This window comes from Actinomadura sp. WAC 06369, assembly GCF_003947565.1.
Classification (GTDB): domain Bacteria; phylum Actinomycetota; class Actinomycetes; order Streptosporangiales; family Streptosporangiaceae; genus Spirillospora; species Spirillospora rifamycini.
Genome location: NZ_QHJN01000210.1, coordinates 1 through 12,367, shown reverse-complemented (window position 1 = coordinate 12,367; position 12,367 = coordinate 1). Strand labels below are relative to the sequence as shown.

Genomic DNA, 12,367 nt, shown 5'->3' with positions numbered 1-12,367 from the left:
CCCCCGAACCGCCCGCGGCCGCGGCCGCGCCCGCCGCCCCGGCGGCGCCGCCCGCGCCCGCCGCGCCCGCCGCTCCCGCGCCGGGGCCGCAGGTGCAGGGCGGGAAGATCTCGCTCACCAAGAGCGCCCCGTCGGTGTCGCTGACCAAGCACGGCGCGACGTCCGGGCACATGCGCGTGAACCTCAACTGGACGGCGCGCGAGGGCGTCGCCACGGGCCTGTTCGGCAAGCGCCGCCGCGGCGTCGACCTCGACCTGGACCTGTGCTGCCTGTGGGAGCTGCGGGACGGCCGCAAGGGCATCATCCACGCGCTCGGCGACATGGGCGCCCTCGACCGCCCGCCGTACATCCGGCTCGACAAGGACGACCGGACGGGCGCGGTCGAGTCCGGCGAGAACCTCCACATCAACCTGGACCGGACGGCCGACTTCAAGCGCATCCTCGTGTTCGCCGAGATCTACGACGGCGCCGACGACTTCCGCGGCCTGGACGCCATCGCCACCCTCTACCCGGTCGGCTCGCCGCCGATCGAGATGCGGATGGACGACTGCGTGGACCGCTCCCGGGACGCGGTCCTCGCGCTCATCGAGAACGTGGACGGGGAGCTGGTCGTGCACCGCGAGGGCCGGTTCGTCCTGCCGCCGGCCGGCCGTCCCCGCTGGGGCAAGATGTCGGTCGACCAGGCGTACGGCTGGAACCTGGAGTGGGTCGCCTCCCGCGGCAAGGGGTGACGGCCCGCCGACCCGCGGTTACCGTACTGTGTAAAGGCGGCGGGCGGGTTCAGCGGCCGGCCGCGGCCGCCTCCTTGAACGAGTCGGCGAGCTTCTTGTCGCGGCCGACGCGGACGAGCGCCGCGGTGAGCCGGGCGAGGTCCTTGCCGGCGACCCGGCCCGCGAGGTCGTCGGGGTCGGTGGGCAGGCCGAGCCGCTCGGCGCCCTTCTTCACCTGGTCGTCGACGTAGGGACGCAGCCAGGGCCACACGGCCTGGGCCTCGCGGCAGAAGATGTCCGCGCCGGTCGGCCCGATCCCGGGGAACTCCCGGAGCAGCTCGCCGGCCCGCCGCCGGTCGCGCCCCGCCTCGATGGCGAGCCGCCGCAGGTCGCCCCGGTACCTGTCCTGGACGATCCCGGCCGTGTCGCCCAGCCGGGACGCGGTGCTCTCGTCGTAGCGGACGTAGTGGCCGCGGCCCAGCGCGTCCACCCGTTCCTGCCAGGTCAGCCGGGCCATGCCCCGCGCGGTCCCGCCGCCGGCCGCGAACAGCTCGCGGGCCGCCGACAGCGCGATGCCGGACGAGATGCGGGCGCTGAGCAGGTTGGCGAGGACGAGCAGCTTGAACAGCGCGGCGGGCGCGTCCTTGAGCTCGAACCCGGCCTCTTCGCTGAACGTCGCCCCGGACTCGCGCAGCAGCTTCTTCACGACAGCGTCCATGGGACCACCTCCCGTCCGACCGGCCCTACCCGGACCGGGGGAGATGACTCATTCCGGACGTGAAGGGGCGGTGCGGGCGGTCAGAGGAGGCTGAGCTGGCCCTCTCCGGCGAGCGGGTCGCGGTGCTTCTTGAGGTGCCGCCAGCGCGGCAGGTCGTCCAGGTACGACCACGAGAGCCGGTGGTGCGGCGTGGGCCCCGACTCCGCCAGCGTCCGCTGGTGGGCGGGCGACGGGTACCCGGCGCCGTCGGCGAACCCGTAGCCGGGGAACGCGGCGTCGAGGCCGGCCATGAGCCGGTCCCGGTGGACCTTCGCCAGGACGGACGCCGCCGCGACCGTCACCGACCGCTGGTCCGCCTTGATCTCGCAGCGGACCCGCCACGGCGGCCGCAGGAAGTCCTGCTTGCCGTCCAGGATCACCACGTCGGGCGGGTCGGGCAGCGCCTCCAGCGCGCGGACGGCGGCGCGCCGCAGCGCCTCGGTCATCCCGACCTCGTCGATCTCCTCGGGGGCGGCCGCGCCGACGGCGTGCCCGGCGAGCCAGCCCGGCAGGACCTCGGCGAACGCCTCGCGGTGCGCGCGGGTGAGCAGCTTGGAGTCGGTCAGCGCGACGGTGCGGCCGCCGCGGCCGGGCAGGGCGGGCGGGGCGCTCAGGTCGGTGACCGCCGCGCACACGACGACCGGTCCCGCCCACGCGCCGCGGCCGACCTCGTCCACCCCGGCGATCCGGACGGGACGGCCGCCGGAGCCGAGCGCCGCGCACAGTTCGCGCTCGATCTCGTACCCGGCGGCGCGCGGGACGGGCGCGGGGCCGGTGCCGCCGGTGCCGCTGTCGGTGGCGCTGTCGGTGTCGTCCAGGCCCGGCAGGGCACCGGTCGGGTCGGTCACTGGGGTCCCCCTGGTTCGGCGCGCGGTCGGCGGTCCGCGTCGGCGCGGCCCGGCGTCCAGATCCTAGGGCGCGGTGCGGCCGGCGCGCGTCCGGGCACGTCGGGGCGACGAATGTCCTGGTCCGGTCGGCCGGGCACGCTCCATTCGGTTGCCGGAAGGTGATGCAAGTGTCTTTGTAAGAGACGACGAACCGCGCCATGGGAGTCCCGTTCGGCGCGCCACTGCGCTTTACTCGCTTTTGATGGATTCGTTCGACAGGTCCCGCTCCCGCCCGGCGACCGGCGTCGCGGCACGGGATCTTTTCGAGCGCCTGCGCTGGCGCTACTTCCAGGTCCCGCCCGGGCTCCGCTTCCTGGGCGGGCTGCTCCTCGTGGGCCTGGTGCTGTCGGCGATGGTGGTGCTGGACGGGCCGGTGCTGGGCACGGCCGCGTTCGCCGTGATCCTGCTCGTCGTCGTGCACCTGACGCTGCGGTCGCCGACGGGTATGGCGGTCGTCGCGGTGGTGGCGTGCTGGCTCGCGCTGTCGATCCCGCTGGGGCGCCTGTACCCGGACGACGGCCGCCCGCCCTACCTGGCGTCGGAGTTCCTGCTGGCGCTGCTGGCCGTCCCGGTCGCGGGGGTGGCGTTCCGGTTGCGCGGCTACGCGCCGTGGCGGACGGCGGTGCTCGCGCTGGGCGCCGCGGGGGTGGTCACGGCCGCGGCGGCGCAGCCGCTGCCGCAGGCGAGCGCGGCCCCGGGCTGGCTCGCGGCGCTGGCCGTCCTCGCCTACCGCTGGGACCAGGCGCGCCGCAGCGTGCCCGCGGACGAGTACGAGACCGGGTGGGTGCAGGAGCAGGCGGGGTCCAAGCCGCCGAAGGAGGACATGCCGCCCGCCGCGGGCCCCGGCGGCCCGCGGGCCGACCGCCCGGACCGTCCGGACCGTCCGGACCGGCGTGATCGCCGGGACGACGACGGGGCGTCCGGCGGGGACGGTCCGGCGCAGCCCGCCGGGGTGCCCGCGGCGACCCGGGCCGCCTACGAGCAGCGCGCGGCGGCGCGGGCCGCCGACCCGGCGCGGCCGGGCGAGCCCGAGGCGCCGGGCGGGCGCCGCGCGGAGGAGCGTCCGGACATCTCGGTGGAGGAGGCGCTCGCCGAACTCGAGGCCATGGTGGGGCTGGAGCCGGTCAAGCGGCAGGTCCGCTCGATCGCCGCGTCGATCGAGGCGGCGCACCTGCGCGCCGCCGCCGGGGTGCCCACCGAGAAGCCGATGCGGCACTTCGTGTTCGTGGGCCCGCCCGGTACGGGCAAGACGACCGTCGCGCGCGTCCTCGCGAAGATCTTCTACGCGTTCGGGCTGCTGCCGGAGGCGACGGTCGTGGAGGCGCACCGCGCCGATCTCGTGGGCGAGTACCTCGGCGCCACCGCGATCAAGACGAACCGGCTGATCGACTCCGCGCTCGGCGGGCTGCTGTTCATCGACGAGGCGTACGCGCTGGTCAACTCGGGGGAGGGGCAGCCCGACCGGTTCGGCGACGAGGCCGTGCAGACGCTGCTGAAGCGCGCCGAGGACGACCGCGACAACCTGGTGATCATCCTCGCCGGGTACGACGCGCAGATGGCCGAGTTCCTCGACACGAACCCGGGGCTGGCGTCGCGGTTCGGGACGCGGGTCCGGTTCCCGTCCTACCGGCCGGACGAACTGCTGCGGATCGCCGAGCACCACACGTCCCGGCGGGAGGACCGGCTGGACGCGGACGCCCGCCGCCGGCTCGCCGCGCGGTTCGAGGAGGTGGAGCGGCGCGGCATCGTCGACGACCTCGGCAACGGGCGGTTCGTGCGGTCGCTGATGGAGGCGGCGGCGCGCGCCCGGGACGTCCGCGTGGTGGACGCGGCGGCGTCGTCCGGGGAGGGGCCGGGGCCCACGGCGGACGATCTGACGACGCTCCGCGCGGAGGACGTGGAGGCCGCGTTCGCCGAGGTCACCGAGCGGTTCCGCGGGTACGCCGAGACGCCGACGCTGGAGGAGGCGCTGGGGTCGCTGGACGCGATGATCGGGCTGGGGCCGGTGAAGCGGCAGGTCCGGGAGATCGCCGCGCAGCTGCAGGTGGCGCGGATGCGGCAGGAGCAGGGGCTGGTGACCCGCCCGCCGACCCGGCATTTCGTGTTCACCGGGCCGCCGGGGACGGGCAAGACGACGGTGGCGCGCGTCCTCGGGCGGATCTTCGCGGCGTTCGGGCTGCTGGCCCGGCCGGAGGTGGTGGAGGCGCAGCGCGCCGACCTGGTGGGCGAGCATCTGGGCGCGACCGCCCTCAAGACGAACAAGGTCGTCGACTCGGCGCTCGGCGGGGTGCTGTTCGTGGACGAGGCGTACGCGCTCAGCAACCCGGGCTACTCGGGCGGCGACGCGTTCGGGCAGGAGGCCGTGCAGGTGCTGCTCAAGCGGGCGGAGGACGACCGCGACCGGCTCGTCGTCGTCCTCGCCGGGTACGAGGCGGACATGGACCGGTTCCTGGCGTCGAATCCGGGGCTGGCGTCCCGGTTCGACGTCCGCGTGGACTTCCCGTCGTACGGGCCGGACGAGCTGCTGCGGATCGCGCAGCGGCTCGCGGAGCAGGGCGGCGACCAGTGGGAGGACCGCGCGCTGGACGATCTGGCGCTGGTGTTCCAGCGGGCGTGCGGCACCGGCCGCATCGACGAGCTCGGCAACGGCCGGTTCGCGCGGTCGCTGTACGAGAAGGCGTGCGCGTGCCGGGCGCTGCGGGCGGCCGAGCTGGGGTCGGCCGCGACCGCCGCCGATCTGACCGTGCTCACCGCCGAGGACGTCCGGGACGCGTTCGCGGAGCTGGCGCACCGGCTCGCCTGAGGCGCCGCCCGGAGCGGTGTCCGGAGTGTCGGTGGCGTCCGGAGTGTCGGTGGTGTGCGGTTGAATCGGGGGATGGCCTCGATGACATGGGAGCGGGTTCTCGCCTGGCGGATGCGGCGGCAGTTCGTCGAGCGTCCGGAGGCGGCGTCCGCGGTGGACGTCGCGCGCCGTCTCGGCGGCGTGCAGGCGCAGGTGGCGTCGTCCGCGGCGTTCGCCGTGGCGGTCCGGCGCGCGGAGCCGGAGCCGGGCGAGGTCGCGCGGGCTCTGCTGGACGAGCGCACGCTCGTCAAGACGTGGGCGATGCGGGGCACGCTGCACCTGCTGCCCGCCGACGAGGCCGCGGCGTACCTGGTGCTGTGCGGGGCGGCGCGGCACTGGGAGAAGCCGGGCTGGCAGCGGGCGTTCGGCGCCACGCCCGCCGACCTGGAGGCGATCGCCGGGGCGGCGTCGCGCGCGCTCGCGGGCGGGGCCGTCCTCACCCGCGAGGAGCTGACGCGGGCCGTCGTCGAGGACACCGGTTCCGAGCATCTGCGGGAGGTCCTGGGGTCCGGTTGGGGCATCCTCCTCAAGCCGCTCGCGTGGTGGGGCGTGCTGTGCCACGGGCCCGCGCAGGGCTCCCGCGTCACGTTCGCGTCCCCGGAGGGGCGGCTGCCGGGGTGGAAGGGCCTCCCGCCGGTCGACGAGGCCGCGCGCACGGTCGTCCGCGCCTTCCTGGGCGCCCACGGGCCCGCCACGCCCGACATGTTCGACGCCTGGCTCACCCGGAAGGCGAACCGGAAGAAGGACGTCAGGGGCTGGTTCGCCGCCCTGGGCGACGAGCTGTGCACGGTCGAGGTGGACGGTGTCCCGATGCACCTGCTCGCCGAGCACCGCGACGAGCTGCTCGACGCCGCACCGGCGGCGCCCGTCCGGCTGCTGGGCGGTTTCGACCAGTACGTCCTGGGTGCGGGGACGGGCGCGACGTACCTGATCCCGGCGGAGCGGCGGCGCGAGGTGAGCCGCTCGGCCGGGTGGATCTCGCCGGTCGTGCTGCACGAGGGGCGCGTGGCGGGCGTCTGGCAGCCCGAGGACGGCGACGTGACCGTCACCGCCTGGGAGGACGTCCCGGCCGACCTGCTCGACGCCGAACGGGAGAGGGTGCGCGCGCTGCTGCCCTGAGGCGTCGGCGGGGTCAGGCGTCCGGCGGGGGGTCGGCGGGCGCGCCGCCGGACGCGCCGCCGGGCAGGGCGTTGAGGGCGGTGTCGGCCACGCGCCGCAGGTCGTCGGGTGAGGCGCCGCCGGCCGCCTGCACCGACAGGCCGTACGAGACGGACCAGACGTACCGGGCGAGGGCGGCGGTGTCGGTGCCGGGCGGGAGGTCGCCTTCGTCGCGCGCGCGGTCGAACCGTCCGGTCAGCATGTGCTCCGAGAAGCGCCGCCGGTCCTCGATCTCCCGGCGCGCGCCGTCGTTCTGCCGTCCGGTGACGAGCGCGCCCTGGACGAACAGGCAGCCGCCGGGGCCGCCGGTGACGACCTCGATCGTGCCGCGCAGGATCGCCGCGGTGACGGCGCGCGCGGTGGGTTCGGCCACGGCGTCGCGGACGTAGCCGGCGGGCCCCTCGGCGTACCGGTCGAGGACCTTGCGGAAGAGGGCCTCCTTGTTGCCGTACGCGGCGTAGAGGCTCGGCCGGTTGATGCCCATCGCCGCGGTCAGGTCGGACAGGGCGGTGCCCTCGTAGCCCTGCCGCCAGAAGACGTCGAGGGCGCGGTCGAGCCGCTCGTCGACGTCGAACTCGCGGGGACGTCCGGTCGCCATCGGCGTCTCCTCCCTCGTGCCGCGCACCGGTCGATTGTGTATCGATCAGTATAGTATCGTCTCGTTCAATACCGATCGGTACACAATAGGAGGTCGCAATGGAACTCGACGGCAAGGTGGCACTGGTGACGGGCGGCTCGCGGGGCATCGGCGCAGCGATCGCCCGCACCCTCGCCGCGCGCGGCGCGGACGTCGCGGTCGGCTACGTGGCGTCCGCCGACGGCGCGAAGGAGGTCGTCCGCGACGTCGAGGCGGCCGGCCGCCGGGGCGGCGCCTACCGCGCCGACATGGCCGACCCCGCGCAGGTCGCCGAACTGGTCCGGACGGTCGCCGCCGACTTCGGGCGGCTGGACGTGCTGGTCAACAACGCGGGCGTGATCTCCTACGGGCCGGTCGGCGCGGAGGGCGACGACGTCGCCGGGTTCGACCGCATGTACGACGTGAACCTGCGCGGGGTGGTCGCCGCGGTCCGCGCCGCCGCGCCGCTGCTGGCCGACGACGGCCGGATCATCACGATCGGCTCCAACCTGTCGCACCGCACCGGTTCGTCCGGCGTGGCCGACTACGCCGCCACCAAGGCCGCCGTCCTCGGCTACAGCCGCGGCGCGGCGCGCGACCTGGCCCCGCGCGGGATCACCGTGAACGTCGTCCGGACCGGGTCGACCGACACCGACATGAACCCCGCGGACGGTCCCACCGCCGACTTCCAGCGCGGCCTCAACGCGTTCGGCCGGTACGCCCGCCCCGAGGAGATCGCGGCGGGCGTCGCGTTCCTCGCGAGCCCGGGCGCGTCGTTCATCACCGGGACGGCCCTGGACATCGACGGGGGCGCCCTGGCGTAGCGGACGCCCCGGCGCGGGCGGGGCTCCCGGGGGTCGTCTAGGGTGCGTTCCGTGGACGAGCGGGATGCGCCGGTCGAATACCGGCAGACGCGGTACAAAGCCCCGGACGGCGCGACCGAGGTGCTGCTCATCCGGCACGGCGCGTCCGCCCCCGCCCGCGCCGACGCCCCGTTCCCGCTGGTGGACGGGCAGGGCGACCCCGAGCTCGCGCCGGAGGGGCGGGAGCAGGCGGAGCAGGTCGGCGAGCGGCTCGGCGGCGAGGCGTTCGACGCCCTCTACGTGACGACGCTGCGCCGGACGCACGAGACGGCCGCGCCGCTCGCCCGCCGGCTCGGCATGGAACCCGTCGTGGAACCGGGGCTGCGCGAGGTCCACCTCGGCGCGTGGGAGGGCGGCGCGCTGCGCCGCAAGGTCGCCGAGAACGACCTGGTCGCGCAGCGGATGTTCGCCGAGGAGCGCTGGGACGTCATCCCCGGCGCCGAGGCGTCCGACGCGTTCGCCGCGCGGGTCGAGGAGGCCCTCACCCGGCTCGCCGCGAAGCACGCGGGCGGCCGCATCGCGGTGTTCACCCACGGCGGCGTGATCGCGCAGGCCCTCGCCGCCGCGACCGGCGCCCGCCCCTTCGCGTTCCTCGCCCCCGACAACGGGTCGATCTCCCGGCTGTACAGGCTCGGCGGACTCGCCCAGATCCGCGGGTTCAACGAGGTCGCGCACCTGGACCGGTCCGCGCCCGCCCCGCTCACCTAGACCGCGAACCGCACCCGCTGCCCCGGCCGCAACTGCGCCGCGTCCGGAACGGATGCGGCGGCCAGCACCGCGATGACGGGGTAGCCCCCGGTCGTCGGGTGGTCGGCCAGGAACACGATGGGCAGCCCGCTCGGCGGCACCTGCACCGACCCGGTGACCATCCCCTCGCTGCCCAGTTCCCCCTGCCGCGACCGCCGCAGCGCCGGACCGTCCAGGCGGACCCCGACGCGGTTGCTGTCCGGCGACACCCGGTACACGGCCGACGTGAGCGTGCGCAGTGCGTCCGGCGTGAACCAGTCGTCCCTGGGGCCGGGCAAGACCCGCAGTACCGGCGTCTCCGGCGCGGTCGGAACGGGAGCCATGTCGACGGTGATGGGGTCAAGGCCCGTGGCAGGCCCCATGGGAATCCGGTCGCCGGCCTTCAGCGGCTCCGGACCAAGACCCGACAGCAGATCCGTCGACCGGCTCCCGAGAACTGCACCCACCGCGACTCCACCCCGCACGGCGAGGTAACTGCGCAACCCCGAAACGGGCGTGCCGAACTCCACGGTCGCACCCGAGGGAACACGGCACGGCGCGTTCGTCCCGCACCGGCGCCCCCCGACGCTCACGGGAAGCGCCGCGCCCGTGACCGCGACCCACGCCGCACGGTGGAAACGCAGAACCGCCCCGCCCAGCGTGAACTCCACGCCCGCCGCGCCCTCCGGATTGCCCACCAGCCGGTTGGCGAGCCGGAACGCCCGCTCGTCCGCCGCACCCGACCGCGGCACCCCCAGATGCGCCAGGCCGGGCCTGCCGAGATCCTGCACGGTCGCCAGCGGCCCCGGCCGGACCACCTCGATCAACGGACGAACCGGACGCGCGTCCCCGGCCGCAGCAGCGACGGCGGATCGCGCTCGACGTCCCACAGCACCGCCGCCGTCCGCCCCAGCAGCCGCCAGCCGCCCGGCGACCGCGACGGGTACACCGCCGCGTACCGTCCCGCGACCGCCACCGAACCCGCCGGGACGGCCGTCCGCGGCGACTCCCGGCGCGGCACGTGCAGCGCCGGATCCAGCCCCGTCAGATACCCGAAACCGGGCGAGAACCCCAGATACGCGACCGTGTACCAGGCGTCCGAGTGCCGCCGCACGACCTCCTCCTCCGACAGCCCGGTGAGCTCCGCGACCTCCGCCAGATCCGCCCCGTCGTACACGACCGGGATCTCCACGGGCTCCGCGCCCGCCGCCGCGCCGCCCGGCCGCGGCAGGTCCGGCAGCACGCCGGCGAGCCGGTCCATGTCCGTGCCCGGCTCGGCGACCACCAGCACGGTCCGCTCGCCCGGCACCACGTCGACCACCCCCGCCGGACGGGCGTCCCGCAGCGCCGCGTCCAGCCGGTGCGCGCTCGCCAGATCGTCCGCCTCCACCAGCAGCGCCGCGTCCCCCGCCCGCAGCACCCTCACGCGAACGGCTCCAGCGCGACGCCCGCGTCCGCCAGCGCCGCCCGCACCGCCCGCGCCAGCTCCACCGCGCCCGGCGTGTCACCGTGCACGCACATCGACCGCGCACGCAGCTCCACATCGCTCCCGTCCGCCGCCGCCACCCGGCCGTCCACCGCCATCCGGACGGCCCGCCGCACGACCTCCCCGGCGTCGTGCACCACCGCGCCCGGCTCCCGCCGCGACACCAGCCGCCCCTCCGGGGTGTACGCGCGGTCCGCGAAGCACTCCGCCACCACCGTCATCCCCCCGGCCGCCCCGTGCACCGCCGACCCCGGCAGCGTCAGCAGCGGCAGCGACGCGTCGTACGCCCGCACCGCCTCCACCACCGCGCGCGCCTGCACCTCGTCCCGCGCCACCCGGTTGTACAGCGCCCCGTGCGGCTTCACGTACGCGACCCGCCCGCCCTCCGCGCGCGCGATCCCGTCCAGCGCCGCGAGCTGGTACAGCACCTCCGCCGTCAGCTCCGGCGCCGCCACGTCCATCTCCCGGCGGCCGAACCCGGCCAGATCCCGGTACGACACCTGCGCGCCGATCGCCACCCCGCGCTCCACCGCCGCCGCGCACACCCGCCGCATGATCAGCGGATCGCCCGCATGGAACCCGCACGCCACGTTCGCGCTGGTGATCACGTCGAGCAGCGCCAGGTCGTCGCCCAGCTCCCAGATACCGAACCCCTCGCCGAGGTCGGCGTTGATGTCGATGACCGCCATGCCACGACCTTCTCAGACGATCTCCTCGCGGACGTCCTCGACCTCGTGCCGCGACGCCCACGCCTGGTACACGCCCCGGTCGAACGTCTCCAACTCGAGCCGCTCCGCCACCGGCGCCTTCCCGCCCGTGTACTCCACCCGCAGCCACCCGTCCTGCTCGCCCAGCACCACGAACGGCTCCCCGCGCCAGACGCACCGCGTCGTGACGTAGTGCAGGCGGTCCACCTCCGCCGCCGGAACCACCCGCAGGTACCGGTCGGGGGTGATCTGCCGGAACCCCTCGGCCGCCCGGTCCGCGTACAGCCGCACCAGGTCCCCGTCCGGGCTCGCCTCGAACTCGGCGCCCCGCCAGCCCGCGTAGTACCCGTGCCTGATCACGCCCGTCCTCCCGGCAGCTTCACGTGCCACCTGCGCAGATCGGCGTCGAACACGGCCACCAGCCGCTCCGCCCCCTGCGCGTCCAGCCGGTACAGCTCCGCCCCGTGCGGCAGCCGCTGACTGTCGATTTTGAACTCCGGGATCGACGGCCCCTCGCCCGGCGCGTACCCCGACCCCGGGAACGGCGCCTTCTCGATCACCCAGCCGCCCGGGACGATCCCCATGCTCCACTCGTCGATCCCGCCCAGCGGCCGCCGGAACAACCCGGGCTTCGCCGCCGCCCACCGGATCACGAACACCTGCTCGTCCGCCGGACTGAACGGCGACCCCTCGTACACGAGCCCCAGCGCCCGCACGACCGCCGCCGGCGTGCCCAGCCCCCGCACGTCCTCGAACCGGTGCACGTACCCGGCGACCAGGTCGTACCCGCCCTCCAGGTAGTGCCGCACATGGTCGCCGCGCACGACCTTCTGCATCACCACGACCGACTGCCCCGCCGCGACGTCGTCCAACCCGCCCGGGGCGCCACCAGAGGCCGCCGCCCCGATCACGTCGCCTGCGACACCCCCGCGCGCGCTCGCAGACGGCCGAGCCGCCCCGGGCTCGCCCGCGGACCCAGCGGAGAGCGGGTCGGCGGCGCCGCCCGGTGCCGCCGGTCCGCCGCGCGTGCTTGCGGACGGCCGGGGCGCGCCCGGCTCGTGCGCTCCGCTGCCGGGTGCCGTCGGCCCGCCGGGCGCGTTGCCGAGCGCGCCGCCTGGGACACTTCCGCGCGCGCTTGCGGACGGGCGAGCCGAACCCTGGTCGTGCGTGGGGCCGGTCGCGAGAGGATCGGCAGGGCCGCCGGGGGCCGATGGCCCGTCGGGTGCTCCCGGCTCGCGTGGGGGCGCCTGGGGTGCGCCGGGCGCGTCGCTCGGGGCGCTCCCGCGCGCGCTTGCGGACGGGCGAGCCGAACCCTGGTCGTGCGTGGGCCCTGTTGCGAGCGGGTCGGCGGCGCTGCCAGGAGCCGTCGGCCCGCCGGGTGCTCCCGGCTTGTGCGGCGGCGCCTGGGGTGCGCCGGGTGCCGTCGGTCCGCCGGGCGCGTTGCTTGAAGCGCTTCCGCGCGTGCTTGCGGGCGGCCGGGGGGCGCCCGGGGCGTGCGTGGGGCCGGTGGAGAGCGGGTCGGCGCGGCCGCCGGGGGCCGATGGCCCGCCGGGTGCTTCGCCGCTCCCGCGCCTGCTTGCGGACGGCCGGGGCGTGCCCGGGGCGTGCATGGGGC

13 protein-coding genes are annotated in these 12,367 nt (G+C 76.0%); 5 read left to right on the top strand and 8 right to left on the bottom strand.

Going from position 1 to position 12,367, the window contains the following annotated elements; translation table 11 throughout:
* Window positions 1-731 (top strand): TerD family protein (locus DMH08_RS35135; protein WP_442778669.1); only part of this gene is annotated, 731 nt, incomplete at its 5' end.
* 49 nt (window positions 732-780) lie between these two features.
* On the opposite strand, the gene DMH08_RS35130 is transcribed toward DMH08_RS35135, so the two are convergent.
* On the bottom strand, window positions 781-1,428 hold the full coding sequence (locus DMH08_RS35130) for an endonuclease (protein ID WP_125620417.1): 648 nt from the start codon (window positions 1,426-1,428) through the stop codon (window positions 781-783).
* Window positions 1,429-1,508: 80 nt separating this feature from the next.
* Complete coding sequence (locus DMH08_RS35125; RefSeq protein ID WP_051301343.1) at window positions 1,509-2,204, bottom strand: ribonuclease HII; 696 nt, start codon at window positions 2,202-2,204, stop codon at window positions 1,509-1,511.
* Window positions 2,205-2,556: 352 nt separating this feature from the next.
* Here DMH08_RS35125 and DMH08_RS35120 point away from each other — a divergent pair, with 352 nt between their 5' ends.
* Both DMH08_RS35120 and DMH08_RS35115 read left to right on the top strand, forming a co-directional pair.
* Window positions 2,557-5,157, top strand: coding sequence for an AAA family ATPase (locus tag DMH08_RS35120; RefSeq protein ID WP_125620415.1), 2,601 nt, complete (start codon window positions 2,557-2,559; stop codon window positions 5,155-5,157).
* 72 nt (window positions 5,158-5,229) lie between these two features.
* Window positions 5,230-6,315: a winged helix DNA-binding domain-containing protein gene (locus DMH08_RS35115; protein ID WP_233618002.1), complete on the top strand. Its 1,086-nt coding sequence runs from the start codon at window positions 5,230-5,232 to the stop codon at window positions 6,313-6,315.
* A 13-nt stretch (window positions 6,316-6,328) separates the two neighbouring features.
* On the opposite strand, the gene DMH08_RS35110 is transcribed toward DMH08_RS35115, so the two are convergent.
* Complete coding sequence (locus DMH08_RS35110) at window positions 6,329-6,979, bottom strand: TetR/AcrR family transcriptional regulator (RefSeq protein ID WP_233618001.1); 651 nt, start codon at window positions 6,977-6,979, stop codon at window positions 6,329-6,331.
* A 71-nt stretch (window positions 6,980-7,050) separates the two neighbouring features.
* Here DMH08_RS35110 and DMH08_RS35105 point away from each other — a divergent pair, with 71 nt between their 5' ends.
* Together DMH08_RS35105 and DMH08_RS35100 are read left to right on the top strand one after the other, a co-directional pair.
* Entirely contained in the window at window positions 7,051-7,794 is a 744-nt protein-coding gene (locus DMH08_RS35105; protein ID WP_026404998.1) for an SDR family NAD(P)-dependent oxidoreductase, read from the top strand.
* 51 nt (window positions 7,795-7,845) lie between these two features.
* On the top strand, window positions 7,846-8,541 hold the full coding sequence (locus DMH08_RS35100) for a histidine phosphatase family protein (protein WP_125620413.1): 696 nt from the start codon (window positions 7,846-7,848) through the stop codon (window positions 8,539-8,541).
* On the opposite strand, the gene DMH08_RS35095 is transcribed toward DMH08_RS35100, so the two are convergent.
* From DMH08_RS35095 to DMH08_RS35075, 5 genes are read right to left on the bottom strand one after another with little or no spacing between them, the layout of a single operon-like run.
* Window positions 8,538-9,386, bottom strand: coding sequence for a biotin-dependent carboxyltransferase family protein (locus tag DMH08_RS35095; protein WP_125620411.1), 849 nt, complete (start codon window positions 9,384-9,386; stop codon window positions 8,538-8,540). The genes DMH08_RS35100 and DMH08_RS35095 overlap by 4 nt on opposite strands.
* The gene (gene pxpB / locus DMH08_RS35090; RefSeq protein ID WP_125620409.1) at window positions 9,383-9,985 is read right to left on the bottom strand and encodes a 5-oxoprolinase subunit PxpB; all 603 of its coding nucleotides are present in this window, start codon (window positions 9,983-9,985) and stop codon (window positions 9,383-9,385) included. The genes DMH08_RS35095 and pxpB overlap by 4 nt, the downstream gene beginning before the upstream one ends.
* Window positions 9,982-10,734 (bottom strand): LamB/YcsF family protein, encoded by a 753-nt coding sequence (locus tag DMH08_RS35085; RefSeq protein WP_026404994.1) that lies wholly within the window; start codon window positions 10,732-10,734, stop codon window positions 9,982-9,984. Before DMH08_RS35085 ends, pxpB begins: the two co-directional genes overlap by 4 nt.
* 12 nt (window positions 10,735-10,746) lie before the next feature.
* Complete coding sequence (locus DMH08_RS35080) at window positions 10,747-11,112, bottom strand: hypothetical protein (RefSeq protein WP_026404993.1); 366 nt, start codon at window positions 11,110-11,112, stop codon at window positions 10,747-10,749.
* The gene (locus DMH08_RS35075) at window positions 11,109-11,663 is read right to left on the bottom strand and encodes a hypothetical protein (RefSeq protein ID WP_125620407.1); all 555 of its coding nucleotides are present in this window, start codon (window positions 11,661-11,663) and stop codon (window positions 11,109-11,111) included. Before DMH08_RS35075 ends, DMH08_RS35080 begins: the two co-directional genes overlap by 4 nt.
* Between the last annotated feature and the right edge of the window lie 704 nt (window positions 11,664-12,367).